Source organism: Rhodopirellula sp. MGV, from assembly GCF_002251265.1.
GTDB classification, from domain to species: Bacteria; Planctomycetota; Planctomycetia; order Pirellulales; family Pirellulaceae; genus Stieleria; species Stieleria baltica_A.
Genome location: NZ_NPDI01000011.1, coordinates 24,986 through 51,057 on the forward strand (window position 1 = coordinate 24,986; position 26,072 = coordinate 51,057).

Consider the following 26,072-nt stretch of genomic DNA (forward strand, 5'->3'; position numbering starts at 1 on the left):
TCGTAGTTGGCCGGATAAGGCCCGGAAACGCAGGTCACGCGATTCAAACTGGCGAAGTGACGCAATGATTGCGAGCGTTCCCTTAGCTTAGTTTCATATCCAAATGTTTCACGAAAGACAAACTGCACCGATGCGGTTGAGTTTGACGATAACGCCGAGTGTGCCGGTGTCGTCGTCTGACAGTGCTGGCCTGTGATGTGAAGGGGGATTGCTTGTATTCCCCCAGTTCGGATGGCCAATTGGGGCGGTGATCGGTGATGGGACAAACGACAGGGTGGATGGCGTTCGTATTGGGATTGGCATTGCTGGCGAACAGTGTTGGGTTGGCCGCGAGCTATGACGATGACCAGATGCCGGTTTGGATCTCGTCACCGACGTCCAACCAATCGTCTTTCGTCCAGCTCGATACCGAACTGTTTCGCCATCTGTTGGACTTTCAAAATCACCAAACGGAAAAGCAATTGCTGCTCCGGGATGAGAATACGGATTGGCCGGGCAAACCGGTGTTGTTGGTCGGTGGGCAGGCTCGGCTAAGCCTGTTGGCGGCGACAACCAACCGCGAAAACAAGTTCAGCTATCTGGGGCGATTCCCAGCGGACTTCACTGGCAAGTCGGCGAGCGACGCGCGGCTGTTGCAGGCCAATGCGGGGATGGCGGCTTATGTGAATCCTTGGATCAGCGGTTACGGCGAACTGTTGTTTTCGGATGTGTTCACGTTTCCCGATTTCAAACAAGGCAGCCTGCAAGTTCGTCAGGCCTATGCCGTTTTTGGCGATCCGACGCTGACGCCTTGGTATGTGTTTTTGGGAAAGAAGAACGTTTCGTTTGGCGATATGGGGACGTTGTTGCCGTTCAGCCAGTCAGTCGTTTGGCACTACTTTGCGGCGCTGCATGAAGGCGTCGGCGTTGGGTATCACACCGACAACTTTAGTGCGACCGTGACAGGGATCAACGGTGGACGCGGTGTTCGACTGGCGGATTCGGAATCGAAAGGCAAGATCAATAACTTTGCCGCCAACATGATTGTTAGCGGCGGCGACCAACAGATCGGATGGCGGTTGGGCACCGGGTTTTTGATGGGCACGATTTATGATGGAAATGTCGCAGAGCATTTGGACGCCAACACATTCGGACCGTACAACCATGCTTGGGATGTGAATGGCGAGCTGACGTTGGGCAACCTGACTTTACAAGCTGAATACGTGTCAACGACAGGTGACTGGCCGGTGACCGACTATCCAGTAAGCGCCTACCGAACCGAAGCGGCATACGATGCCAAGTTCATGCGTTGGCCAACACGTTATGCGGTCAGCTGGAGCGACGGTCGGCAAGGTGAGTCGGGAACGGAGTTCGAATTCAATCGCCAGTTTGCGATGGGAATGGGGCTTACGCTGGGACCGAACGCGACATTCTCCGCGGAATATGTCCGCAGTTTAGGTTTCGCCCCGCTGATCGATTTGACTTCGGTGAGCGACCGCGACGTGGTGCAGAACAGTTTGGTGCTTGGCATGACGATCGTGCTCTAAGGTCACTGTGGCGATTTTTCTATTCTGACGATTTCTAGCGCGCCGGCGGTCCGATCCGCTGCACTAACATGGTACGAACCATGAATAAGTGCGACGAAACGACCGTATTGAACGCTATAGCCACTTGCCGATTCGCATCCGCAAGTGACGCTGAACTGCTCGACGCCTGGACGCGAGACCAGTTGGCGGAGGCGTTCGCGACATTGGTAAATCGTTACAGCGTGATGGTGCTTAGCGTTTGTCGGCGAAAGTGTCGCTGCGTTTCCGATGCGGAAGATGCGTACCAAACAACGTTTTTGTTGCTGGCGAAAAACAGTGCAAAGATCCGCCACGCCGATCGCTTGGCGGGTTGGTTGCACCGCGTCGCCCAGCGATCAGCGGTCGCAACGCTGAATCGAACCGCTCACATGTCCGAACCCGACGAAAGTCTTGGTGAGATGGTGGTGATTGACAATCCTTTAGATGAAATCGCGGCCCGACATGAAGCGATCATCTTGGACGAAGAGCTTGCCGCGATGCCTGAGCGGTACCGCGCGGTGTTGGTCATGCAGGTCTATCAGGGCGACCCGATCGAAACGATGGCGGAACGGTTTCAAACCACCGTTGGGACGATACGGGGACGATTGCAACGCGGCAAAAAAATGCTTGCCGATCGCCTACGTCGCCGTGGAGTGGTCCCATTGATCGCGATTTCGGCCAGCATGACAACGCAGGTGTCGAGTGTGGAGGCGGCATCGGCAGCCAGTCAATTACTGGGCATGCTTGAATCGTCATCAATACCACCGTCTCCGCCTCTTTCAGAAAGTCTTCTCAATCCGCTTCTCGTCAATGGAAGAAATCTCATGTCGCCGTGGAACTTAGGGTGTGGTGCAGCGATAGCCGGTGCGATCGGCGTGTTACTCATGGGGCCGGCCGAAGGGCTTGTCGGTGCTTCGGGCGGCGACACGGTCGATGTTGTGATGGCGCAAAAGGCGGACGCCGACTCGGAAGCTGCTGCCGTTCAATTTCCAGCTGTTAAACCTGCGGATCTGTCGTCGGTGAAAACGAAGCAAGGATCCGTTGCGAAAGTTGAAAAAGTCGATGACCCAGAAGTAAGTGAACTCGCAATCCGCTTGAAGGGCGAGTTGGATCGAGTCAGCGACGTCTCTATCGATGGAACGGTCGAGTCTTTGGCTGATGAACTGCAACAACAACTCGGCTTGCCTGTCTTGCTTGACAAACGAGCGTTGGCGTTTGCAAAGCTGTCGCCCGAGCAAATGTTGAACTTTGACAGTAGCCAAGAACCGCTGCGAACCTCGCTGAGAAAGCTATTGGATCCGCTTGGGATGAAAGCCACGATCGAGAACGAAGGTATCGTCATCACGGCGAACCCCAGCCAATTGGTTCATCTAGGCATTGGTACTGACCGCTGGCTGAGCGTTGACGATGAAACGATGCGACTTTTTACAGAAAAACTATCCGAGTCGCTGAAGCTTCAGTTTATCGAGTCACCACTTCGACAAGTCGTCTCACAGCTTCACGAATCGCTGGGGGTCAACTTGATGATCGATCATCGCGCGTTGGATGACATCGGTGTCGATGATGATTTTCCGGTGAACTATAGCTTGGGTGGCGAAGTCGCCGCCTATGACGCAATTCAGATGACCCTTCGGAGTTATGATCTTGAATTGACGGTGAGAAACAACGTGTTGCTAGTGACGACCATGGAAGGAGCCGAGGAATCGCTACTGAGCCGAATCTACTGGCTTGAAGGTTTGGCGCTCGATGGTAATTTCGACTCGTTGACCCAATTGATCCAAACGACGATCAAACCGGACCAATGGGAGGCACTCGGTGGCCGGGGAACAATAGGGATTGGTCCCGGCGAACGGCCCTCGATTATCGTCAACCAGACCTACGATATTCACCGACAGATCGAGTCGCTGATTGACACCCTGCGGTCCAACTCGTTCCATCCGCAGTCGAAAGATACGGGAGCACACAAGTCAACTCCGGCAAGGTTCGGTAATCCTGCCAGCGGCTTTGGAGGCGGCTTTGGAGGCGGTTTCGGTGGTGCTGGTGGGTTCATGAACTAGGGATTTTCGTCACCACCAATCGTTTTCTTTTGTTTTTAAATCAACTGTCGATTTGGACGTAAGCCGTTCGACCAGACAGTGCTTGGCGAGCAGATGACTCGCCAAAGTCGATTTAAAAGCTCCAACTGAGATAGTGAAAACGATGAGTGAATCTGCGACTGCTACGGTAGGCAACACCGTCCGACTACAACGAGTCTTTCGCGCACCGGCTGAACGTGTTTTCAAGGCGTTCGTTGACCCCGATGCACTGGTGCGGTGGGTGCCGCCGTATGGATTCGTTGGCAAAATGCACGAATTCGAGTGCAAGGTCGGTGGCAAGTATCGAATGTCGTTCGTGAACTTTGGCAAAGGAGCAACCCATTCCTTCACCGTCGAATTCTTGGAAATCGTCCCCAATGAACGGCTTCGCTACAACGACGAATTCGATGACCCCAACTTGCCAGGTGTTTTAGAAGTGGAAGTCGAGTTCAGCCCTGTCATGTGTGGGACAGAGCTGAAGATCGTTCAATCAGGCATTCCGGAAATGATTCCGGTTGAAATGTGTTATCTGGGATGGCAAGAGTCGCTTCAGCAATTGGCGAATCTCGTCGAACCCGAAATTCCAGACGGATCAGAGTCCGCGGAAAGTTAACAGCGTTCATTCCGGAATCATGGTCAATCAAGGCAAGTGACTATTTTTTGCCCTTGCCTTTTCCCCCTCCGTTTCCTTTCCCGCCGCCATTCCCATTACCGCGAGAGCGACCGTTACCGCGCGAGCCACCTTGGCTCTGAAGGTTCAATGCACCCTGTACGGCGGATGCTGGCCCGCGGCCACCGGCATTTCCTCGAATGCCGTTTTGGCCACGCGACTGTCCACCTTGGTTTCCACGCGGGCTTAGTTGTCGATCCAAATTCTGGATTGACTTTTCAGCACTTGAGCGGATCGATTGACCGTTCGAACCGCGACGCGGGGTATCTGGGATCGAGCGTTCAAGCTGCGAGCGATCGATTGCTTTTGGCCAGTCGCTGGGACGTTGTGGTCGGGCGCGTCCGTCCCGTTGAAGTTGCTCGAGGTTTTGTGGCAAATTCGGTCGCTCGAGGCCGTTCCCATTCCGGCTGCCATTGCGTTCCGAAGGCCTGTTTTCTGGACGGTCGGGACGATTCGGCTTTGCCGACGAGTTCCCGTTGGCGTTCACGTTTGCACCGGCATTCAGGTTAGCCGAAGATGACGTGATCGCTGGAAGGTCCAACGTGGCTTTTGCAGAAGCGTTGCCGTTTCCACGTCCGTTCCCGTTTAGATTACCTTCCAAGCTATTTCGGCTGGTGATTTCAAATTGTTGACGTCGCTTGGAAAACTCGCGTGGGTTGTTGGGGTTACCATCGCTTAGCAACTGTTGAATTTGGTTTGAATTGACACGCTGCAATTTAAGATCCGATTGCTTATCGTTGACCAGACTGGTCAAGCTATCGGCAAAAGCGGCAGCTCGTAGGGTTCCAGCGTCAAAGCCGTTGCCCGGATTCCCGCCGTTGCCAAGTCCCCCGGCAATGTTGGCATTCGATTTCAGGAATGCTCGTTGCGCGGCGAGCGTGTTGGGTGGACGGTGATCTTGATGGCTGTTGAAGTAGTTGTGATACCGGTTCGCGTAGTTCAGCGTTTGTGGGTTACGAATCGAGTAGTACGAGTACAAGGGATCGTAAAAACCATTGCGTTGACCGTAGCTCACCCAAGGAAGATACGAATTTGCGTAGCCACTGCCGTAGTAGTTACCAAAGTAGTATCGGTTGTAGTTCGGACGCAGGAACAAGCTCGCCAGCAATCCAACGGTATTGTCCAACGCGTATCGTGGGCGATACGAGTAGCCGGGACGCGTGTAGATGTTTTGGCGATAGTACACCGGGGTAAACATCATGCCGCGGTAGGCGAGTTCGCGGTCCCAATACCCGTTGCGATAAACGCAGCCACGCGGCGTCCAGTAATACTGGCTTGGTACCCAGACCCAGCCCGGTTGTGTTGCTGCCCAATAGCCTGGTTGCCACTGGTAGTCGTTACTTTGATAGACCCAGCTACCGGGAATATAAAAGTAGTCATCGCCGGGGCTTGGCGAGGATGGGCCTTCGTCTACCGAGTCGGGCGGTGCGGGCAAGTAGGCGACTTCGCGATCACCCGTCTTTGCCCAAAAACCGCTTACCCAGCGAAAACCCTTGGCGGTGTCTTCCCAGTAGCCGGGGACCCATTGGCGATTCGGTGGGACGTCGCGCCACAGTCCGCTGATCCAGATAAAGTCATCGCGGTCATCATCCCAAGCCCAGTAACCTGGAATCCATTGAACGTTTTTGCCATCCGGCTTGTATTCCGGTGGTGCTTCGTTGATTGGTTCCGGTGGACTTTGGTCGACGACAGGGTTCGGTTGTGGATTCTTCGAGAATGGCTCAGCAAATGCTTCGTGGAGTGGACCGCGTGTGAGGTATTCGACGCGGTCGTCTTCGTCAGGCGTTTGGCTTTGCGAGATTTCCGCTTGAACGGCCGCTTGCTGACTCGGTGGTTGCGGCGGACTCGGTGGCTGAGCGTAACTGGTTTGTGTCGCCAGGCTGGCTAAAGCGCCGGTCACCGCCGCCGAACAGAAGGAGGCGACGGAATAGCGTATGGATCGTCTCATAGGGATAGCTCACTCGATTGTTTGGAGAGGCAGGCGGATTCTGAAAAGGCAAGTCGCATTGGTGAGCAACAGAAATCGGTCAATTTTCGACCAGCTCACCACTCCCCGGTGCGGCGAGCACCTACACGGAGGTGCTGCGGTACGACCTAACGCAAAGCCTGTTCCAAAACTCCCACATTCACTTCAATCGAGATTCAGATCGCTACTGCGAAACGTTCGGTTCGACCGTTTCGGTCACGGCTTCTTTAAACGCCGTGTAACTCTTTTGTTCGATGAGATCATCGAAGAATGTCGGCGGCAACGGTGCGAGTATTGATGCCGAGTCTTCGTGAATCGCGGCGATCGCGTTGCCATTGGCGAGCTCACGTCCCAAATCCGCGATCAGTTTGACGCAATCGTCTGGGATCGCAGTGGTGACGTCGGCGTCGTCAGCTTGTGGCCACTGATAGATGTCGATCGCGATCCAGCCTTGGTGCGAATCGATCAGGTTTGTCACTTCGGTGTCAAACTGGTGATAGACGAGGTTTTTCGGATCACCGCGGTAGTGGCCTCGTCCCGAGTTAATGAAGTATTCGGATTGTTGATGAGCCAATATGACCGCACCGTTGGGGAATTCGCACAGGTAGTCTTCTTCGTCAGCCCGTTCGGTCAGGCTGTCCGGCTGAACGGTGGGAAGGTCCATACCAAGCGAGCTGGCGGCACGATGCACCGAGTACGCGTTGATGTCGAACGGTTCGGAAAGTAGCAGGACAATTCGACGGACTTCGAAGAACTGATTGAATTCCTGATCCGCGGCAGGCTGGATTTCGTCGATGAAGTCCCAGTCGTCAGGAACGTCAATGTATTCCTTCAAAATAAGTGGGCCGTATCCGGCCTGTGCCGCAAGTCGAAAGGCAGCTGCAAACCGCTCGCGGTCATTCTTGATTGCGTACACGATTGCTCGGCCGAAGTCCCGATCTTCATCAGCAAGCTGACGCGCCGCTAAGATTGCGTCATCGAATCGTTCTAGATGAGCCAAGCAGACCACTTTAAAGATCAAGGCTTCGAAGGCATAGTCGGACGTTTCATCGGCGACATGTTGATCACAGATCTCGAGAGCCTTTTCGAATGCCTTTTCGGCGATCTGTTGCTTGATTTCATCAATCGGGCTTGGGAATTCTTTTCGGTAAAGCTCGTCGATCGTTTGAAACTGTTGGCCTTCATAGTCGGCGTTGTACGCGATCATGTCATAAACAAATGGCTTGTCTTCGGCCGCGTTGTAAAAATCAACCAGTGTTCCGAGTTCTTCATGGCAGATGGCAAGATTCGAGAATAACGCTTCTTCCAGGTACTCGTCGTAGTCGTTATTTTCCTCCGGCCCTTGGTTCGCCGTTTGCTTTTCAAATAGCTCCAATGCCTTTTCGTAGTGCTGTTTTGCCTTTTCGTAGTTTTCGGCAGTTATCTCGCGATAGCCGAGTGTGTTCCAAGTATCGACTTCGTCTGGATACCTTTCGGTTTGGGTTTGGATCAGAGTTTCGATCTGGGATTGAAAATCCATCGCCGGTTCGTCAGTCGCATCGTCGCTTTGTGCAAGGATTTCGAGTTTGTCGAGCAATAAAGTAAAAGCATCGGTCGCTGGATCGATCAGCTCGTATGCACGCAGCGGATCCCCCATCGCGATCGCGGTATCACAGATCAGGTCGTTGTAGTAATCGAGATAGTAGTCATCTTCGTCGAGTACGCTGCGACCTTGGATCAATCGACCGATCGCATCTTCAAACTGTTTGTCATGGATCAGAACTAACGCATGGTAATAAGGCTGGTTGGGAAGTTCGGTCGGTGAGTTTTCGACGTATTCGATCAAGGTGCGAAGTGCCGCGATGTCATTTTCGATTTCGAACGCATCGGCGAGGGTTTCGGCATAGTCTGAGTAATCGGGGATTCGCTCAAAGCGTTCCACGAACTCATTTTTACGGTCTTCCGGCAAGGTCAGTGCGAAGGATTCGACGAGGGCGTACGCCTCTGGAGTATCGTCCAATCCGGCGACGAAATACTCCAACGCCTTCTCCGTGTTGCCAAGATTTTTATAAGCGAGCCCGATCGAATAGAAGGCATCGGCGTCGGCGCCAAACCGATTTAAAAAACGCTGCCCCTCTTCGATCACAAGTTCGTATTGTTCGAGCTCTAGATAAGCGTTGCAGCGGACCAGTTCTTTGAACAACGATTGTGGTTCATAGGCTTCGAGTTTGTCGACGCATTCGAGCGCATAGGTCGCATCAGCGTGCAGTTCGACGGCGGAGCAAAAACACCAGCGCAGTGTTCGCATCCCTTGTGGGATGTCTTGACCCATTAGTTGTCGCAATGCTGTTGCTGATCCCGAGAGGTCGTTTTGCGCGAGGGCTGTGATCGCTTCGACAACCATTTTTGAGACCCGTTGAAAGTGTTCGGGCTGGTCGCTGTTGAATCCATCGCGAAGGACCGAAGCCATCATCCACTGGCTCGATAGGCCGAGTGAAAGATCGGTCCAATCGGCGATACGCCATTGATCGGTGCGACGAAGGTCGAAGAAGGTTCGCGTGGTTGTGTAATCTTGGTCCCAGGTTCGCACTAGGACTTCGGCGTGATTCCCGTCTTCGGCGATGTTTGCATAAACGATTTCGTGGCGTGACCAACGGTCATCGGCAAGTTCAAACCAATGTTGGAACTGTTGCTTGATGATGGTCGGCATTTGTGTCCGAAAGAAATCTGGAATCTCGACATCGGCTTTCAACAAGGATTGTTCGCAGATGTATTCGATATCCAGCAAGGAGACCAATTCGTCTGCCGATTCTTTCCGCGTCGTTTCCTGAAATCGCTCAAAGAAATCTCGGATCTCAGGATCGACCACCGCACTCCGATCTGTTTTTGTCGGCGTTGCCGAATCGGATTGGGCGAATAGGACAGTCGTGTCAACCGAGAGATGGCCAACGAGAATCGCGAAGATGGCCGAGCGAATCCAAATCGTCTTTGATTGCATATCCAAAGCTTGGTTGCGTTTTCAGTGAATAGTCATCGACCGTACTATAACAAGACCCCCTCAATCTTGTTGTCGAAAAAGTCTGGCCATCGTCAGGTGGTCGACCATGCTTGGGCAGCAATACAGCGCAATAAAATACAGCGCAATAAATTGTCGAATCACCTATCCGGCGTTTAATCTTTTCGTCGGTCGACCAGTCGGCGTGACTTGGCTTCGAAACGTGGCAGCGTTCCCTGTTCGACGGGCATGACGTCGACACGCATGGCGAGACGTTTTTGGAAGAGGTCGGCAAGCTGTTTACAACGATCTTGCGAGAGTTCGGTTTCGAGGGACAGCGTATCCATCTGGCCGACTTTATCGACGATCATGCGAAACTCGGTGGTCGCATCGAACGAACGGACAATCGATTCGATACTGCTCGGAAATACGTTGACGCCGCGGACGACCATCATGTCGTCGCAGCGTCCAAGGACTCCACCATCCAGATAGAGAAAGCGGCATTGGTGAGGATGATTCACCGAGGCTCGGATCACGTCGCCCGTGCGATAGCGGATCGCGGGTCCGCCCCATCTGCCGAGGCCGGTTAGAACCAACTCTGCTTCTTCGCCATCTTGCGCGGGGCGACCTGTTGGCGATGACGAATCAAAGTGCAATCGTTCGGCGATGAACTGTGTTTCAATCACATGCAGTCCGGATCCATCTTCGCTGCCAAATCCCCAGGCGCCGATTTCGCTCGCACCGCTATGGTCGATCACCTTTGCGCCCCAGCCCGCTTCGATGCGAGCACGGATCTCTGGGCGACTGCCCCCGGGTTCGCCCGCAACGATCAAACGCGTCACTGAGCTAGATGCGAGATCAATGTCCAAGCGTTCGGCGATCGCGACCAAGTGCAACGCATAAGTCGGTGTGCAACAGACCAACGTGCATTGGTGATCGAGGATCATCTGCAATCGTGTTTCGCTGGAAACGCCACCGCCGGGAATCACAAGCGCGCCGGACTGGACCAACGCATCAGAGGCACTCCAAAAACCGATAAAGGGGCCAAACGAAAACGCCATCATCGCGACATCATCACAAGTCACTTTGGCGGCGTGCAACACATGACGCCAACACTCTAGCCACCATTGCCAATCGGTTGGCGTGTCCAGCACCGGCATTGGGAATCCACTGGTGCCGCTGGTTTGGTGATAACGCGCGTATTGAGAACGTGGCAGTCCAAAAATTTTCCCGGCTAGGCCAATTTCAGCAGGCATCATCTGATGCTTTTCCAACAACGGTATCTCGGCAAGCTGTTCAAGCGATTGCAGCGGTAGGGCGACCTCTGCAAGTCGGTCCCGATAAAACGGTAGCTCCTTCGCCGTCGCAAGGATTCGGTTTAGCCTTTTGAGCTGAATGGATTCGATCTGTTGACGTTCGAGTTTCCAGCACGCCTCGAGGTTGTGGTCGGACAGGTCGCGTTGGGCAAATTCGTTGTCGAGGGGCGTGGTCAAGGTCGAATCGAAGGTGGGCGGAACAGATCGGATTCTTAGGCAATGTAAACAGCTTAGCAGAGACAGGTCGTCTGACGCAGAAACGCCTGTTGACGAAGGATTTCCGTTCTTCTCAACGGCGAGACTGCCGGCCGCTGTTGTCGTCTAGCGGACAGGAGACGAGTTTTGTTTGGGAACGCAAAAGCGGCAATGAAGGAACGGTGAAGATGTCTGATTTGTGATTGTGAGGGGGACGGTAGGCGTAGACCTTATGGGCGAGCCTCGAAAAGAATTTTTCCCCCTTTCCCCGAATCATTTTGCAGGCTGCTCTATGCGTTCCCTCTCGGCTTTCCCAAAACGTATCCCTTCGCAATCTACATGCGTGTCTGTGCAGACGCGCGGTGGCTTTACGTTGGTGGAGCTTTTGGTGGTCGTTTCCATCATCGGTCTGCTGGCTTCGATGGCGTTGCCTGCGCTGACGAAAGCTCGAGCCGCGGCGCGGTCGGCAGCTTGCCAATCGAACCTGCGCCAATTCGGAATCGGCTTGACGCAGCGTGCCAACACGATGCCTGACAAGGCTTTCTGCAGCGGCAACTTTGACTACAAGCGTGACGGCGTTCCGACCGAGTATGGCTGGGTCGCTGACCTCGTTCAACGCGGCATTATGACGGGCGAAATGATGTGCCCCAGTAATCCTGCCAAGGCCAGCAAAGCAATCGATCAGGTGCTTGGCGTTGCCCTCGCCGACTTGACGGCTGAGGCAGCCGCCGAAGCTTCCGACAAACTCGAGCACCCGTTGCTCGGGCAACAGTCAATTGTCGACAGCACGGGATCGACGGTGGCGAATGTGATTCGGCAGATCTTGATCGATGGTGCCGCTGCGGGGTCGCCTTTGCGAAGCGAGATCGTCGCCCGCAAGATGCTCGAAAATGGGTACAACACAAACTATGCCGCTTCCTGGTTCATGGTCCGCGGCGCGGTGAATCTGACCAGCGAAGGCAACTTAGATTCCAGCGACGGTAACTTCGACATTCGTGGAAAAGGCGTTACGAAAGGCCCGCTCCGTGTGGATGTCGTCGATACAGCTCGCGCACCGATGTCGACGATTCCATTGCTCTGCGATGCCACACCAACGGGATACATGCGGGCAAACGTTGGTGCGATTCCGTCGGGCAGCGTGTATGCGACTTCGATGGTTGGCGGCCCAATCTACAGCAGCCGAGACATCCTGGATTCTGCTGGAAATCCCGTCGCCAACCCGAATCATATGAAAACACCTGGCAGTTCTCTGAAAGGGACGACGTTTGCATCGGGTACGGCGCGTGGCGGTCCCGACGGTTGGTACATGCAGTGGAACGCTTTCACTCGCCAGGATTACCGTGGGATCATGCCGCTGCACATCCGGATTGCGAATTGCCTCATGGCTGACGGGTCGGTCCAGCAACTCGTTGATGCCAACAATGACCAGTACATCAATAACGGGTTCGAGTTGCCAAGCGGCGACATCGTCTGGACGAGCCCCAAAGTCGAAGCGGATAAAACGAAGTTGGCGAGCTTCTACTCGCTTAAATCCGACGGCCCAGTTAACTAGGCCTGTCAATTGAGCCAGGATTGGCCTGTGCGATAATTTGGCCTGTGCGATAATCCAGAGAGCCGATTTGCCCGATAGGCGATGTGACCTCACGGGTATTGATCGAGCCTACTCGCCGCAGCCCTGTCTAGTTAGACTCTCCGATTCTTTGGTGAGTCCAGACAAGTTATGGTCGGCGAGATGATGTACCCCCAGCAGATCCGGCTCGGATCGCTCGATTGTTTTTCGATTGATCCGTCCCTCCAATCCACACCCGCGGATGTTGTTTCCGACACATCGGAGGGGGGCGGTGCCGTGCCATCGGCGATCGTCGTGCTCTGTCACGGTTACGGGGCTCCCGGATCAGACATGGTTGGGGTCGCGCAAAGCTGGGTGCAATTGCTGGGCGAAACGGCAAAACAGTTGTGGTTTTTGTGTCCGATCGCCCCGTTGAGCTTGGCCGAATTCGGAATGCCGACGGGCCGTGCTTGGTGGCCGCTGAACATGGCTCGGATGATGGAAGCGGTTCAGGCCCAGCGTTTCGAGCAATTACACCGCGAAACGCCGCCGGGGCTCGATCAGGCACGCAATCAGCTTTCCAGCCTGATTCACGCGGCGCAGGAACAGCTCGGTAAGCGACTGGGGAAACCCGCTGCAAAGATCCCGCTGGCGATCGGCGGATTTTCCCAAGGCGCTATGCTGACGATGGATACCGCACTGCGCGGCGACATTCCGGCGCCGGATCAGTTGTTCCAGTTTTCGGGGACCGTCGTCTGCCAGCCTCAATGGGCAGCCGCGACCGGCCGGTTGGAGCAAACGCGGGTATTCCAAGCTCACGGAACGGTCGACCCGATTCTGCCGTTTAGCTCGGCCGAGCGTTTGCGTGACTTGTTGAAAGCGGCCGAAGTCGATTTGGAGTTCCATTCGTTCTACGGTCCCCACACGATCGACGAGTATTCCGTCGAAACGACCGCGATGATGTTGAAACAGCTTCCCAGCGCCAAGGACCAAGCGTAATGAAAGGCCGAATTGCCAGCCGCCGCCCGCAACCCAGCGAATTCGATTTTGAAATCCACGGACAACTGATCGATCGGGTGCCCGGCGAATGCGCGATCGAAACGCTTGGTAATCAGCTGTACTGGATTTGCGACCTCGCCGGCAGCATCAGCACCGAGCAAGTCGACAAAGTCCACGCGCCGTACAGCTGGACGATTCGCCAGGTATTCGAGCACTGTGTCAATGCGGAGCGAATGTTTGGCTATCGGATGATGTGCCTCGCCGACGGCAGCCAACCGGACCTGCCGGGGTGGGACGAAAACGTTTCGGCGGACAGCCGGTTTGGGCTGGGGATTTTTTCCCGGCTGATCACTGAGTTGGGCGAACTTCGCAAAGCCAATTTGGAACTGTTGGGACGTCTCGTGCCTACCGCCTGGGACTGCTCGGGCACCGCATCGGGGCATCGGGTGACCGTCCGTGTGCTGGCCTGGTTGGCGGCGGGACACCTGCAGCACCACTTCGAAATCATTGAAAAGCGGTGCGAGGTCACTGCGAAAAGAACACCTGACTTGGTAGAGTGATTCGTTTTTCCGGTCAAAACACGTTTCGCGGATCGACCGACCGTCCTCTCCCATTCAAAACACAAAGTTACGATCACCATGTTTGTTGACCGCGTTCAAATTGATCTTCATGCCGGCAAGGGCGGCGATGGCTGCTCCAGCATGCGCCGCGAAAAATACGTTCCCCGTGGTGGCCCGGACGGGGGCGACGGCGGGCACGGCGGAAGTCTGATCCTGGAAGCCAAGTTGGGCGTCAATTCGTTGGCCGCCTACGCGAATCGCCGTTTTTATCATGCGCCGAAAGGCCAGCCTGGTCAGGGTTCAATGCGACACGGCCGTCGTGGCAATGACCAGACCCTGTATGTTCCGCCGGGAACAACCGTGATCGATGCCGAACAAGGCTTTGTGATCAAAGACCTGACGCTGCATGGCGACTCGTTCGTCGTTGCCCGTGGCGGACGCGGCGGGAAAGGCAACGCGCACTACAAATCGGCAACCAACCAAGCCCCACGCGAATTCACTCGTGGCGAAGAAGGCGAGGCTCGATCGGTCATCTTGGAACTGAAGTCGATCGCTGACGTTGGCTTGGTCGGAAAGCCAAACGCCGGCAAGAGCACGCTGCTCAGTCGTATCACGGCGGCTCGACCTGAAATCGCCGATTACCCGTTCACGACCAAGCATCCCAACCTCGGGATCGTCGAACTTGACGAAGTCCGCTCATTCGTCCTCGCCGACATCCCCGGTTTGATCGAAGGCGCCAGTGACGGTGTCGGGTTGGGGCACGAGTTCTTGCGACACGTCGAACGCGCCGGTTTGTTGGTGCACTTGGTCGAACCAGAGCCAACCGACCAAACCGAACCGCTGGAAAACTATAACGCCATCCGCAGCGAACTGGCGCTTTATGACGAGTCGCTTGGACAGCGTGACGAAGTCCTCGCGGTGACGAAATGTGAGCTCGAAAACGCCAGCGAAGTCGCCGAGCAATTGCGGGAAACGACCGGCAAAAAGGTGTTCCTGATCAGTTCGTTGACTGGCGAAGGCTTAAGCGAACTTCAAGAAGAGATCATGGTTCATGTCCAGCGTCGTCGCGCTGAATTGCTGGAAGCGGGCAAGCCTTTGGAAGTTCAGCAAACCGAGGCACAACCCAAACGCAAACGACGCTTGCCGCCACACTTGGCTGGGCCGACCGCTCAGCTTTCCAACGACCTCCAGGCAAAAGACTTTGACGAACCGAACGCTTCGTCGGCGGAGGGCCAATCCGGATCGGGTGATTCAGGTTCGGGAGCGTCGTCGTGACGGTGAGGGGCATTCCGGTCGCGCTCGATATCGGTAATTCGGCTGTCAAAGCATGCGTCTCGAAACAATCGCTTGGGCGAAAGATCGAGCGTGAGACGAGTGACTGGATTACCAAGTCGTTTGCGATTGGTCCGCAACATGGCGATTGGGGGCGTGACGCATCGATCGTCACCGATTTGCTCGGCTGGCTGCGTCCGTTGTGCAACGATCGTGAAGTCGCGTTTTGGGTGTCCACCGTTAATCGATCGATCAGCGAACCCGTCCGCGTGGAGTTGGAGCAACAGCTTGGAAAGGGAGTTTGGAACGAGCTAACCTATCAAGACGTTCCACTTCATATCGATGTGCAATTCCCAAAGCGTGTCGGGATCGATCGCTTGCTAAGTGCTCATGCGGCGACAAGGCATCTGCCCCGCGGTGCAGTTGTCGTGGACTCGGGCTCGGCGGTCACGATCGATTTGGTCACGCCGGCAGGTGAGCTTGGCGGCGATCCGATTTTTCACGGCGGTGCGATCATGCCGGGGGTGCGGATGCAGCACGCGGCATTGGCCGGCGGAACCGAAAACCTGCCCCGGACCGCGCCACCGAATGACTCGACTGCTGTGAGCAGCGATTCGATGCAACAGCCGTTCTCGGCGCCCGCACGCGAGACCGAAGCGGCCATACGGTTGGGGGTCCTGTCAGCGATCAGCGGTGCGATCGAACGGCTCGCGGGTGACTATTCGGCGTTTGCCGCCAATCGGATGGGTAGTCACGAAATCGGCGTTTCAGGCGGCGGAAAAATCGCTGTAGTCATTTCCGGCGGCGATGCGGAATTGATTTCTAGAGATTTGAGAATTTCTCACATTGTGAAGCACAATTTGGTCTGTCAGGGCATTTTAGACTTAGCAGGACGAAAGTCCCTCGACTCTGCGTCGCCGCTATGATGGGTGGGTGCGGCTGCCTCCCAGGCCGCGATCCTGTAAGACGCTCAAATTCGGCGACTCAACCGGGTAGTAAGCGAATACCGATAGCTTCTGACGAATGTCTTCCATCAAGATCTCTGACCTCCTGCCGCTCAGTCCCGATGTGACAAAGCCGAACGCCTATCAGGTGTTTGGACTGGAATCTGGTGAGCAAGACCTCGAGCGGGTCAAATCGGCAATTCGAAACGCCTACAGAAATCTCAGGGGCACGCGAGATTCGGCACCGCCGCAAAGTTGGAAGCAAGCATTGAAGTTGGCCGAAGCGGCTCGGCAGGTGCTGGAGGATCCCGATAAGAAACGCGAGCTTGATGCCAAGTTGTTGGCTGCTGCCGCGCCGAAACCGCCTGCAGACGTCGCGGTAGCAAATCCGGTTGCTGACCCGCTTGCAGATTTGCTGCCCAAGTCCAATCCGATCTCGTCGCAATCTGCACCCGCTCCGTCCGGACAACCGGTCCCGAATCAAGCCGCCGCCGTGCTGGGGCTCCCGCCACTCGGCGCCCCGCCGCCCGGCACGCCACCACTTGGAACACCTCCGTCTGCGCAGGCGTCACCGTCTGTTCCCACGCCCGCACCGGTCGCATCGACCACAATTCCGGGGCTGCCCACACAGCCGCAGGTTGCCGTGCAGGCGGAACCCGTCGTCATGCCTCAGTCCGTCGGTTGGGCACCACCGAAGGCCACACCGGGCAGAAGGCGAAAACGCAAGAACACTGGAATGCTGATGTTCGGTGTCCTGGTTTTGGCAATGATCGGCGGCATCATTTACTTGATGCTCAGGTTCTTAGACGACAAGCCGATTCAGCTCGCACGAACCACCGATGGTGGCTATGTCGTTTCGCAGCCAAACGACTCAAATGCAGCACGTGATCCGAGGGCGAAATCGGACGGCGTTATGGCGGCCGCGCCCAGCAGCGGGATCGCAAGTGCAGTCCCTCGCCAGCCAAGCAAATTTACCCCGCCGTCGGACACGCCCGCTAGTCAACCAATGATGGGGCAGCAGCCGATGTCAGACCCATCGATGACGGAACCGACAATGCCCGAGGAAGCGATGCCAAATCTGGCAATGGCATCATCGCCTCCCGCAACCGAAATGGCATCGGCTGATCAAGGCGAAGCGATTGCGTCATTGGAGCAGCTAATCAAGGACGCTAACTGGGACAAGATGAAGCCCGAAGCGGATCGATTGCTGAAACAAAACTTGCCCGGCGATCAGGGCAAGCGAGTTTCGACGCTCTACGACATCGCCGATCTGGCGAGTTACTACCGGGGCGGGATCGTCCGTGGTCTGCAGTCTTTAAAGACCGGCAACACGTTTGATGTCGTCGAAGGTTTTCCCGTGATCGTGGTACAAGCCAGCGCCAGTTCGCTGACTGTTCAGTACGACAGGAAAAATAAACAGTATACGATCGACACCTTGCCGCCGGCATTGGTGACGGTCCTCGCGTCGAAAACGCTTAATCACGAGCTTTCCGATGTGAAAGCTGCCTTGTCGCTATACCGATTGATCCATCCGTCAACCAACGATGATTATCGAAAAGACGCTTGGGTGCAGCTGGAAAGTGTTGACGGTCAATTGAAAGACCTCGACTCGGCGAACTTGATCAAGGTCGCAAAAGAGTTGCTTGCCAAGTAGGCGTGGCCTGCTTGCGTTCTGATCAGGCTTGCCCCCAGCCACCACCGCCAGGTGTTTCGATCCGCAGCCGATCACCGGTCTGGACATCGATTGTCACCGAAGACGCGAGTTCAGTGGCGGTGTCGCCTTGAATCAAGAGGTTGCGTCCGGAAACACCATCCGCACCGCCAAACACACCGTACGGCTGCGTCGTGCGCCGGTTCGTGATCAGTGACACCGTCAACGGCTTTAAGAATTCGAATTCGCGAACCAAGCCATCTCCGCCGCGCTGTTTGCCTAGCCCGCCACTTCCGCGTCGAATTGAAAATTCACGCAAGCGGATAGGCAGACGTGATTCCAGTACCTCGGCATCGGTGATTCGTGTGTTGGTCATATGCGTGTGAACCCCATCGGCACCCGGGCCAAACACGCTCGCCCCGGCGCCACCACCGATCGTTTCGTAGTACCCAAAACGCTCGTCGCCGAAGAGCACGTTGTTCATCGTTCCCTGGCTGGCCGCGACGGCACGGAACACCGGTGCGTCGGATCGCGTCGAACCGATCGCGCCTAACAGCACGTCGACGATACGCATGCTGGTTTCGACGTTGCCGGCGACCACTGCCGGGCATTTCGCCGGATCAGGATTCGACGGTGGGTCCAGCAATCCCGGCGGGATGATCAGTTCAATCGGCCGCAGCGCACCATCGCAAAGTGGCAAGTTCGATTCACAGAAGCATCGCATCACATACAGCACCACCGAATTGACGATCGATCGTGTCGCGTTAAATGCACCCGGGTGAACACCCGCGGTGCCAGTAAAGTCGATGACCAGTTGGCTCGCTTCGCGTCGCAGCGTCACCGCGATCTTGGTGCCGTCATCGAGAGTGTCTTCGAAGTGCAGTTCGTCTTCGGGCAGTTTTTTGATCCAGGCTATCACTGCGTCTTCGGCGACATCGAGCAAGCGTTCGACTAAACGTTCAAGCCGTCCCGCGCCGATTTCTGTCGTCATCTGTTTCAGCAAGCGAGCGCCTTCTTGTCCGGCGGCAATTTGGGCCCGCAGGTCCGCGATGTTTTCGCCGACGTTTCGCGACGGATAGGTACCTGAGCCGAGCAGTTCGGCAAGTTCATTTTCAAAGCTCTCGCCGTTTTTGACCAGCGCAAAGGCTCGAATCAAGACACCTTCCTGAGCCAAGTTCTTGGCGTTTGGCGGCATCGACCCTGGAGTAAGTCCGCCGATTTCGGCATGATGTGCTCGGCTGGCGACAAAGAAATCTGGCTTGCCACGTCTGGTTTGCTCATCACAGTAAACAGGCGAAACCAGTGTCACATCCGGCAGGTGAGATCCGCCCGCATAGGGATCATTCGACACATAGCAATCGCCGTCAGCCATGTCTGGGAACGTTGCGGCCAAGTGTTTGACGGTGTGTCCCATCGCGCCCAGGTGAACGGGAACGTGCGGCGCGTTGGCGATGAGCGTTCCGTCACCACGAAAGATCGCGCAGCTGAAATCCAAACGTTCTTTCACGTTCACGCTGATTGCGGTTCGTCGCAGAACTTCTCCCATCGAATCGGCGATACTTTGCAAACGTCGAGCCGCGATCTCCATCTGTACCATTTCACTGGTCGATGATTCCGTGTCTGCCTTTTTGATCGGGCTCCAGTTCAATCTGACCGAGCCGTCGGCTGTCACTTCACCTTGCCAATCGGGTTCGACAATTAAAGTCGTCTGGTCACTGACAATAACCGTTTTGGGATCGATCTTGTCCCCGGGGAGCAAGCGTTCGCGATCGATCAGCCGGAATTCTTGCCATTCACCGCGATGGTAGACCTGTGTGTGTTGTTTGGCTGCGTTGCCGTTTACGCGTGCGGCGGTTGTCGCAAAGTGCTTTCGCAGTCCATCCTCGGACGTCTGGCTTTCACAGCGCAGGCTGACCCACTGGACGGCCCGGTCATGGCGGTCGTATCCATAGCGTGCCCGGTGTTGTTGATGGAATCGCTCGATCAGTCCTTTGCAATCTGATTCGCCAAATCCGTCAATTGACAACGGGATCGTCGCATCGGTTCCGGCATAGCGAAGATCGGCTTCGTAGTGATGGGTGACTTCATCGACAGAACGTTGTAGCGTCTCGGCATTGCCTTTTGCCAATGTATGCGCCGTCGCGGCGACTTGCGTGGCATCGACTTGATCGACGTTTTCGTAAAGCCCAACCGTCTCGATCGTTCCTTGTGGTGCGACGCCGATTCCCACAGCACTCAGGACACTGCCAAACGGATGGTCAAGGATCGTTTGGATCCCTAGAGATTCGGCGACGCGGCATAAGTGTTGTGCCGCAGCACCGCCAAACCCAACCAAGGCATGGTCTTCCAGCGGAACGCCGCGCGCGGTCGTGATCGCGCGAACGGCTTCTGCCATGTGCGTGACGGCGATATCCAAGAATCCTTCGGCGAGTGCCTCGACGGATTGCCCGGTGTTTGGCATTTTGCCGGCGACGTGTTCCAGGCGTTCTTGGGAAGCATCGATTGAGAGTGGGAACGGAAATCGTTCAATCGACAATCGGCCGAGCAGCAAGTTAATGTCGGTAACCGTCAGTGGGCCGCCGCTGCCATAACAAGCCGGTCCTGGCGAAGCTCCGGCGCTGGCGGGGCCAACTTCCAATCGACCACCGATGAAATCGCAAATCGATCCGCCCCCGGCAGCAACCGTGTGGATATCCATCATCGACGTCATCACACGCACGCCCGCGACCTTCGACACGTATCGCCGACCGACCTGCCCGTCAAAGCGGCTGACATCGGTGCTGGTCCCACCCATGTCCAAACCGATCGCCAAGTCTAAGTGGTTGCTTTGTGAGACAAACTGCAATCCGACGACACCGCCCGCCGGTCCAGACAGGACGCTATCCCGACCGCGAAACTGGTCGGCGGCGACCAAGTTGCCGCCGCTGGTCATCATTTGCAGTTCGCATGTCGAACGCCCGAACTGTGTCGCCACACGACGAACATAGTCAGATAGGATCGGATTCAGATACGCGTCGAGCGTCGTGGTTTCTGCACGCGAGACCAACTTGATCAGCGGAGCGACTTCACTGGAGCGGCTGACATGGCGAAAGCCGACTTCACGGGCGATCGTTTCGATCCGCTGCTCTTGTGAGTCATTGACGTATGAATGCATCAAGCAAATCGCAATCGCTTCCACACCACGCCGCCGCATCAAGTGCAACGCTTTGCGGATTTCGTCTTCGTTCAGTTCCGCGAGTACGTTTCCTGCGGCATCCAAACGTCCGCGGACTTCGATCACGTTTTCCGCCAAGGGAACCGGTTTGTTAAATGAAAGGTCAAACAGTTCTTCGCGATCTTGCTCGCCAATCAGCAGTACATCACCGAAGCCTTCGTTGATGACCAATGCGGTGTTAGCGCCGGTGCGGGTGAGCAACGCATTGGTGCCTTTGGTGGTTCCGACGCGGGCAACCATCGGCGGCAATCGTTGTTCGATGGGAATGCCGAGTAGCAGGCGTGTTGCCAGTACGGGTGCCTCTAAGCCACAGTCAATTTCGAATTGACGGAGATGATCACCGTCAACAGCGTCAGCCTCTTTGGCTGGTTGGATCGAAACCTGTCCTGACGCGGCGTGGTACTCGCGGATTGTGCCGATGGAGTGACGGATGCCGGAGACCAACTCGGATAGTTTGGCACCAGCAAAGAACCGGTCGGGCAGACGATGACCCGGCAAACCACATAGCAGTTCGTCGGGAAGAGTCAGGGTTGCATTGTCGTCGGGGCCGAGTGTGCCTTCGCAGCGGATCAAACCCGTCGATAGGACTTTGATGCTTCGAAGGTCCGGAGTCGCTTCTGGCCCTGGATTCGCATTTCCGGCTTGGACGACGATGCAATCGGTGAACGTTCCGCCGACGTCGGCGCATACGAAAAGCGGTGCTTGTTCTTTCATGCCATTGACGGTTGGTTGGGCAGCCGGTTGTTGTTCAGCTGCGGCCGCCGAAGAGAGAGATGCAATCGGTGGCGTGCTGTTGATCGACGAGGGCGACGACAATATCGCCGGCTTTGAGTTGATCCGATGCCATGGGGACGCGGATGAAGCTGTCACGCTGGATCGCGGTAATCAGGCAGCGTCCGGCCAGTGGCAGATCTGCCAATGTGGCTTCGGTAACGCGAGTTCCTTCGACGACTTCCAATTCGTAGACGCCGATGTTGCCATTTGGCAGGCGGCGGTGACTGATGATCGGCCCCTCGTTCAGAAAGCCAAGGATCTGCCGAGCGGCTGTATCGCGTTCACTGACGACATGGTCGATGCCAAGTTTGCCGACGACGTTCGCATAGTCAGGCCGTCCGACGACCGCCATCACTCGGCGGGCACCCAATTCGCGAGCTTCCACGCAAGCCATGATGTTGCTTTCGTCGCCGCCAGTGCAGGCCACGAAGTAATCAGCGGCACCACCGCCTTCGTCTTCCAGGACACTGCGGTTGTTGGCGCTCGCGTTAACAATCGTGATATCAGGAAGCAGCTTTGCCAGTTGGTCACAGCGCCGGGCATCGTATTCTAGGATCGTTGTCCGGTAATCTGACGATGGCAGAGCACGGGCCAAGTGGAATCCGATTTCGCCACCACCTGCGATCAAAACCGTCTGTCGTTTGGCACGCCGCGAAACCGACGCGAATTTCGAACGGCTTTTGTTGAGGTCCGTTGGAATGCCGATCATCGACACACGGTCGCCCGCATGAATTTCGTCTTCGGCACTGGCAATCCACATTTTGCCATCGCGTTGGATCGAACCGATGCGAACGTTGCCCGGTAGGTTCAGTTCGCGCAGACGCACACCGACGGCGCTCGCTTTGGACTCGACTTCGACCTCGTAGACTTCTAGGTGGCCGCGAGCAAAGTGTTCCAGCGGGATCGCGTCGGGATTGCGGATCGCACGTACCAATTCGAATGCGCTTAACTGCTCCAGCGACAGCAGTGAGTCGATCCCGAAGTGCGTTTGGTAATCAAACGTGCTGGCTTCGCGAAAGACTGGGGCGTAAACACGGGCGATGCTGCGGCGGGCGCCGAGGGCTTTCGCCATGCTCGCGCTGACGACATTGGCTTCATCGTTGCCGGTCACCGCCAAGCAGATGTCGGCACTCAAGACGTCGGCTTGAAACAAGACGGAACTGTGTGCCGCGTTGCCGTGGATCGCACGCACGTCCAATTCGCTGTCGATCTGTCGGACCCGTTCGGCATCGGTGTCGATGACCGTCACGTCGTGACGACGTCGGCAGAGTACATCCGCGATCCAGTGACCGACCGTTCCTGCGCCCAGCGTTAAAACACGCACTACAGCATCCAGTTAAGCATCAAGAGGACAATAAAGATGACGAACATAAATCCTGTCACCCAGCGTGCGGTGTAAAACGCATGCTTCAAAATCGTTTGAGTGTCTTCGTGGCGCGTCGCGCCGAAGACCAGCGAGATCGAGACGATCAAAGGAACATAGTACAGCAGATAGGTTGGCCCGATCGAAATCATGCGTTCGCCTCCGCCCCGTTGGTGCTCGCGACTTTCGTGTCGGCTTGATCTCCGGACGCCGCTTCGGCCGGTTCGTCCTCGTCATCCTTCTTCTTGCGTCCGCTGATCGGAACCGAAAGTGGGCCGGAATAGGCATCGTAAATTACAAGGATGTTCAACAATCCTGCAATCATCGTGTACCACGTTCCCATCTCATATCCGGCGCCATATTGCGCGTACCACGCGGCAATTTCGTCGGGATGATCTTCGACCACCGGGCGGTACGGTGGTGCCATAAATCCGCCCCACAACGGTTGGTAACCGGGACGCGTCCGACCATTCTCGGTCGCTTTACGCATGTGGTTGCCTTGCACCAATGCCGGCAGCGCCGCAGCACCCACACCGGCTTGCAAGAAGTAATGCCAGCGTTTGTCACCCGGTTGCCATGATGCGTAAACGACATGGCCTCCACCGAGTGCGAATCCGACGATCCAAGTGGTCAAGATGCAGACCAGATACAAGCTGCCTTTGGTATGTCGGCCTTGGTAATAATGTCCGGCCCCCGGCAACAACCACGCCAAGAAGGCGGCCAATCTACGGTTCTTCAAGTCGATCTTTTGGTCGTCGACTTGAATCACGGTTCCGCTGTTCGACATTCAGTAGGACCTCGCGGTCAATTGTTGTTCGTTGTTTTGACGGGTGTGGCGCATTGATTTGACCCGCATTTTGCTAGAAACGGCCGGCAAGCGATAGTCGAGTCTTTTCTGCCGATGGAGACAGCCGAGGTTGACCCGGGGGCACACGAGTTGGTATCGGACGCTTTGTCGATTTGCTCTGCTTCACTACTCTCGCCAATCCGAACTCATGGACGGTACGCAATCTAACGGTCGATTCTTCGTTTTCGCAGGCCCGATCTTGGCGACAGTCGCCCTAGGCTTGTTCACAACAGGTTGTGGCGGCTCTGCCGAGCAACCCGTTGCCAAAGCTCCCGAAAAGCAGCCGGTACCGGCCGCCAAGTCTGATCAAGTAGAACCGATCGAAGTCGTTAGCCAATTCCTCGATCGCATGCGACGCGGGGGTGACGGTGAAGCGGCAAACGACCTGCTGACTACCATCGCCAAACAAGAGATGGTCCGTATCGGTCGTCCTTTGCAATTGCCCGGCTCGCCTGACACCACCTTCGAAGTCCGGCAAGCCTTTCCCGTTCCAGATCAAAAAGATCGCGTTTGGGTGCAAACCTATTTGCGCGAACCCGATTCTGTTAGCGGACAGAGCACGCAATACGAAGTTGTCTGGACGCTACGAAACGAAGCCGCCGGATGGCGAATCAGTGGTTTCCACGTGGATCAAGGTGACGGATTGGACCCGCTGGAATTCGATTTCGAAAACGGGGACGCAATCAACGCCCGGTTGTCGGCGATCGAACAAGCGGGCGAATCCACCACGCGATAACGATCGATGGTGCTCGTTCCTTGAACGCGAAATCCGGCGTCCGATGGCGCCGGTTGCAGCAAAATGACCGGTGCTCCCTGATAAATCTCGAGAAAATAGGCAATCTTTTCTGTCGTGTTGGCGCACCATCAACTAGGCTAAGGTCCGCGACAAAGTGCCTCAATTCCCCCATGAAGGGGTATCTAAAATCTAGTCAGTAGTTTGCCGTTAAGCGAACGGTAAACGGCACTTACGGAATTTCCTGGCATTTCTGATCCGCCAGCCAGGGAATCACCAAAACCTTGTGGACCGCCCCGGGCGGCCTACTTTTCTGCGCGCTTTCGCCGTTTCGTGTGATTGACACGCGTGTGCCCAAAGCTACTTTATCGTCGAAATCACGTGGGCCGCAAAAGCTCCGCAAAACACCTATCTTGCGTGTTCGGAAGTTTCGGCGATGGTCGCCGATGCTGGATCCTACGGGGGAGCCCATAAAGGGGCTTCTGGACTTGAAATCGTGTGCGTAGAGGGATCGCACCTAAAACTCCGAAACACTTGGGAGATTACGATGAATCGGAATGTGGTCAGCGGGATTGCCGCGTTCGCACTTGTTGTTGGTGCGGCTCTCTCCATGAATGCAACGTCGGCTTACGCTGGCAACTGTGGTGGTGGACTGTTCTCGAAGCTGCACGCTCAAAAAGCTTGTGGCGGCGGACTGCTCGCAAAATTGAAAGCTCGTCACGCGTCAGATTGCTGCGCTCCAGAGCCAACCTGCTGCGAACCAGCTCCTGTTTGCTGCGAACCAGCACCAGCACCAGTTTGCTGCGAACCAGCACCAGCTCCTTGCTGCGAGCCAGCACCTAGCTGCTGCGGAAGCAGCCGCCCTAAATTGTTCGCTCGTCTGTGTGCAAAGCTGAAAGCTCGTAAGAGCTGCTGCGCTCCAGAACCTACCTGCTGCGAGCCAGCACCAGTTTGCTGCGAACCAGCCCCAGCTCCTTGCTGCGAAGTAGCTGCTCCTTGCAGCGCTTGCGGCGAAGCTGCACCTTGTGCCGCTTGCGGTGGCGAAACCGTCGTCGAAGCAGCTGAAGTTGCTCCAGCTGAAGAAGCTTCGGCTAGCGACGCTCCGCCAGCACCAGCTGCTGACGCTGATACCAATATCTAAGCTGCTGCGATTCAATCGCATCTAGCAATACACGACGAACCCGGTGGTGCCCCTCGCGCCGCCGGGTTTGTTTTTGCGCGCAGCGGACCTCTGGACGCCAAGAACGCGTTTCTTACTCCCCAGCGATGTTGCCCAGTTTGCGAAAAAGGTACCTGACACAATACTGTTCGGCACGGAAGTTGTGGTTCGCGATTGATCGGCCCGAGCTGCTCTGGTCGCCTCGCAATTCGAACACTCTGTTTTCAATTGTTCGCGGAGACCGTTGCCATTAGCGCAGCGTGAATG

17 protein-coding genes are annotated in these 26,072 nt (G+C 55.9%); 10 read left to right on the forward strand and 7 right to left on the reverse strand.

The window, feature by feature from the left end:
- Positions 1 to 257 precede the first annotated feature (257 nt).
- The 3 genes from CGZ80_RS04735 (at position 258) to CGZ80_RS04745 (ending at position 4,232) form a co-directional block, all read left to right on the forward strand.
- Positions 258 to 1,526, forward strand: coding sequence for an LbtU family siderophore porin (locus CGZ80_RS04735; protein WP_094411891.1), 1,269 nt, complete (start codon positions 258 to 260; stop codon positions 1,524 to 1,526).
- 80 nt (positions 1,527 to 1,606) lie between these two features.
- Positions 1,607 to 3,601, forward strand: a complete 1,995-nt coding sequence (locus CGZ80_RS04740; RefSeq protein ID WP_158222556.1) for an RNA polymerase sigma factor — start codon at positions 1,607 to 1,609, stop codon at positions 3,599 to 3,601.
- A 142-nt stretch (positions 3,602 to 3,743) separates the two neighbouring features.
- Complete coding sequence (locus CGZ80_RS04745) at positions 3,744 to 4,232, forward strand: SRPBCC family protein (RefSeq protein WP_094411895.1); 489 nt, start codon at positions 3,744 to 3,746, stop codon at positions 4,230 to 4,232.
- A gap of 40 nt (positions 4,233 to 4,272) precedes the next feature.
- On the opposite strand, the gene CGZ80_RS04750 is transcribed toward CGZ80_RS04745, so the two are convergent.
- From CGZ80_RS04750 to CGZ80_RS04760, 3 genes are all read right to left on the reverse strand, one after another.
- Positions 4,273 to 6,237 (reverse strand): YXWGXW repeat-containing protein, encoded by a 1,965-nt coding sequence (locus CGZ80_RS04750; RefSeq protein WP_094411897.1) that lies wholly within the window; start codon positions 6,235 to 6,237, stop codon positions 4,273 to 4,275.
- 202 nt (positions 6,238 to 6,439) lie between these two features.
- Entirely contained in the window at positions 6,440 to 9,232 is a 2,793-nt protein-coding gene (locus tag CGZ80_RS04755) for a tetratricopeptide repeat protein (protein WP_094411899.1), read from the reverse strand.
- A 173-nt stretch (positions 9,233 to 9,405) separates the two neighbouring features.
- Entirely contained in the window at positions 9,406 to 10,722 is a 1,317-nt protein-coding gene (locus tag CGZ80_RS04760) for a phenylacetate--CoA ligase family protein (protein WP_233148233.1), read from the reverse strand.
- 361 nt (positions 10,723 to 11,083) lie between these two features.
- Between CGZ80_RS04760 and CGZ80_RS04765 the strand changes: the two genes are divergently transcribed.
- The 6 genes from CGZ80_RS04765 (at position 11,084) to CGZ80_RS04790 (ending at position 17,718) form a co-directional block, all read left to right on the forward strand.
- Positions 11,084 to 12,292 carry a type II secretion system protein gene (locus CGZ80_RS04765; protein ID WP_158222557.1) on the forward strand — a complete coding sequence of 403 codons (1,209 nt, stop codon included), beginning with the start codon at positions 11,084 to 11,086 and terminating at the stop codon, positions 12,290 to 12,292.
- Positions 12,293 to 12,472: 180 nt separating this feature from the next.
- Positions 12,473 to 13,288 (forward strand): alpha/beta hydrolase, encoded by an 816-nt coding sequence (locus tag CGZ80_RS04770; protein ID WP_094411930.1) that lies wholly within the window; start codon positions 12,473 to 12,475, stop codon positions 13,286 to 13,288.
- On the forward strand, positions 13,288 to 13,848 hold the full coding sequence (locus CGZ80_RS04775; RefSeq protein ID WP_094411903.1) for a DinB family protein: 561 nt from the start codon (positions 13,288 to 13,290) through the stop codon (positions 13,846 to 13,848). Before CGZ80_RS04770 ends, CGZ80_RS04775 begins: the two co-directional genes overlap by 1 nt.
- Positions 13,849 to 13,926: 78 nt before the next feature.
- Positions 13,927 to 15,123, forward strand: coding sequence for a GTPase ObgE (obgE, locus tag CGZ80_RS04780; protein ID WP_094411905.1), 1,197 nt, complete (start codon positions 13,927 to 13,929; stop codon positions 15,121 to 15,123).
- The gene (locus CGZ80_RS04785) at positions 15,120 to 16,046 is read left to right on the forward strand and encodes a type III pantothenate kinase (RefSeq protein ID WP_094411907.1); all 927 of its coding nucleotides are present in this window, start codon (positions 15,120 to 15,122) and stop codon (positions 16,044 to 16,046) included. Before obgE ends, CGZ80_RS04785 begins: the two co-directional genes overlap by 4 nt.
- Positions 16,047 to 16,143: 97 nt before the next feature.
- Positions 16,144 to 17,718 (forward strand): hypothetical protein, encoded by a 1,575-nt coding sequence (locus CGZ80_RS04790; RefSeq protein ID WP_094411909.1) that lies wholly within the window; start codon positions 16,144 to 16,146, stop codon positions 17,716 to 17,718.
- 22 nt (positions 17,719 to 17,740) lie between these two features.
- Here the strand turns inward: CGZ80_RS04790 and CGZ80_RS04795 are convergent, their stop codons facing one another.
- Genes CGZ80_RS04795 through CGZ80_RS04810 form a run of 4 tightly spaced genes read right to left on the reverse strand, consistent with a single transcriptional unit; the run spans position 17,741 to position 23,853 of the window.
- The gene (locus tag CGZ80_RS04795; protein WP_094411911.1) at positions 17,741 to 21,643 is read right to left on the reverse strand and encodes a hydantoinase B/oxoprolinase family protein; all 3,903 of its coding nucleotides are present in this window, start codon (positions 21,641 to 21,643) and stop codon (positions 17,741 to 17,743) included.
- Positions 21,644 to 21,677: 34 nt separating this feature from the next.
- Positions 21,678 to 23,027, reverse strand: a complete 1,350-nt coding sequence (trkA, locus tag CGZ80_RS04800) for a Trk system potassium transporter TrkA (protein WP_094411913.1) — start codon at positions 23,025 to 23,027, stop codon at positions 21,678 to 21,680.
- Positions 23,027 to 23,218, reverse strand: coding sequence for a hypothetical protein (locus tag CGZ80_RS04805; RefSeq protein WP_094411915.1), 192 nt, complete (start codon positions 23,216 to 23,218; stop codon positions 23,027 to 23,029). Before CGZ80_RS04805 ends, trkA begins: the two co-directional genes overlap by 1 nt.
- Positions 23,215 to 23,853 (reverse strand): DUF6677 family protein, encoded by a 639-nt coding sequence (locus CGZ80_RS04810; protein WP_233148234.1) that lies wholly within the window; start codon positions 23,851 to 23,853, stop codon positions 23,215 to 23,217. The genes CGZ80_RS04805 and CGZ80_RS04810 overlap by 4 nt, the downstream gene beginning before the upstream one ends.
- A 208-nt stretch (positions 23,854 to 24,061) precedes the next feature.
- Here CGZ80_RS04810 and CGZ80_RS04815 point away from each other — a divergent pair, with 208 nt between their 5' ends.
- Complete coding sequence (locus CGZ80_RS04815) at positions 24,062 to 24,649, forward strand: hypothetical protein (protein ID WP_094411917.1); 588 nt, start codon at positions 24,062 to 24,064, stop codon at positions 24,647 to 24,649.
- The last annotated feature ends 1,423 nt before the right edge of the window (positions 24,650 to 26,072 follow it).

Excerpts from the sequence above, each read along its gene's own strand:
- CGZ80_RS04755 (WP_094411899.1), bottom strand. The coding sequence starts at position 9,232 with ATGCAATCAAAGACGATTTGGATTCGCTCGGCCATCTTCGCGATTCTC.
- CGZ80_RS04805 (WP_094411915.1), bottom strand. The coding sequence starts at position 23,218 with ATGATTTCGATCGGGCCAACCTATCTGCTGTACTATGTTCCTTTGATC.
- CGZ80_RS04810 (WP_233148234.1), bottom strand. The coding sequence starts at position 23,853 with ATGTCGAACAGCGGAACCGTGATTCAAGTCGACGACCAAAAGATCGAC.
- CGZ80_RS04740 (WP_158222556.1), top strand. The coding sequence starts at position 1,607 with ATGAATAAGTGCGACGAAACGACCGTATTGAACGCTATAGCCACTTGC.
- CGZ80_RS04795 (WP_094411911.1), bottom strand. The coding sequence starts at position 21,643 with ATGAAAGAACAAGCACCGCTTTTCGTATGCGCCGACGTCGGCGGAACG.
- CGZ80_RS04750 (WP_094411897.1), bottom strand. The coding sequence starts at position 6,237 with ATGAGACGATCCATACGCTATTCCGTCGCCTCCTTCTGTTCGGCGGCG.
- CGZ80_RS04790 (WP_094411909.1), top strand. The coding sequence starts at position 16,144 with ATGTCTTCCATCAAGATCTCTGACCTCCTGCCGCTCAGTCCCGATGTG.
- CGZ80_RS04815 (WP_094411917.1), top strand. The coding sequence starts at position 24,062 with ATGGACGGTACGCAATCTAACGGTCGATTCTTCGTTTTCGCAGGCCCG.
- CGZ80_RS04735 (WP_094411891.1), top strand. The coding sequence starts at position 258 with ATGGGACAAACGACAGGGTGGATGGCGTTCGTATTGGGATTGGCATTG.
- obgE (WP_094411905.1), top strand. The coding sequence starts at position 13,927 with ATGTTTGTTGACCGCGTTCAAATTGATCTTCATGCCGGCAAGGGCGGC.
- CGZ80_RS04770 (WP_094411930.1), top strand. The coding sequence starts at position 12,473 with ATGATGTACCCCCAGCAGATCCGGCTCGGATCGCTCGATTGTTTTTCG.
- CGZ80_RS04775 (WP_094411903.1), top strand. The coding sequence starts at position 13,288 with ATGAAAGGCCGAATTGCCAGCCGCCGCCCGCAACCCAGCGAATTCGAT.
- CGZ80_RS04745 (WP_094411895.1), top strand. The coding sequence starts at position 3,744 with ATGAGTGAATCTGCGACTGCTACGGTAGGCAACACCGTCCGACTACAA.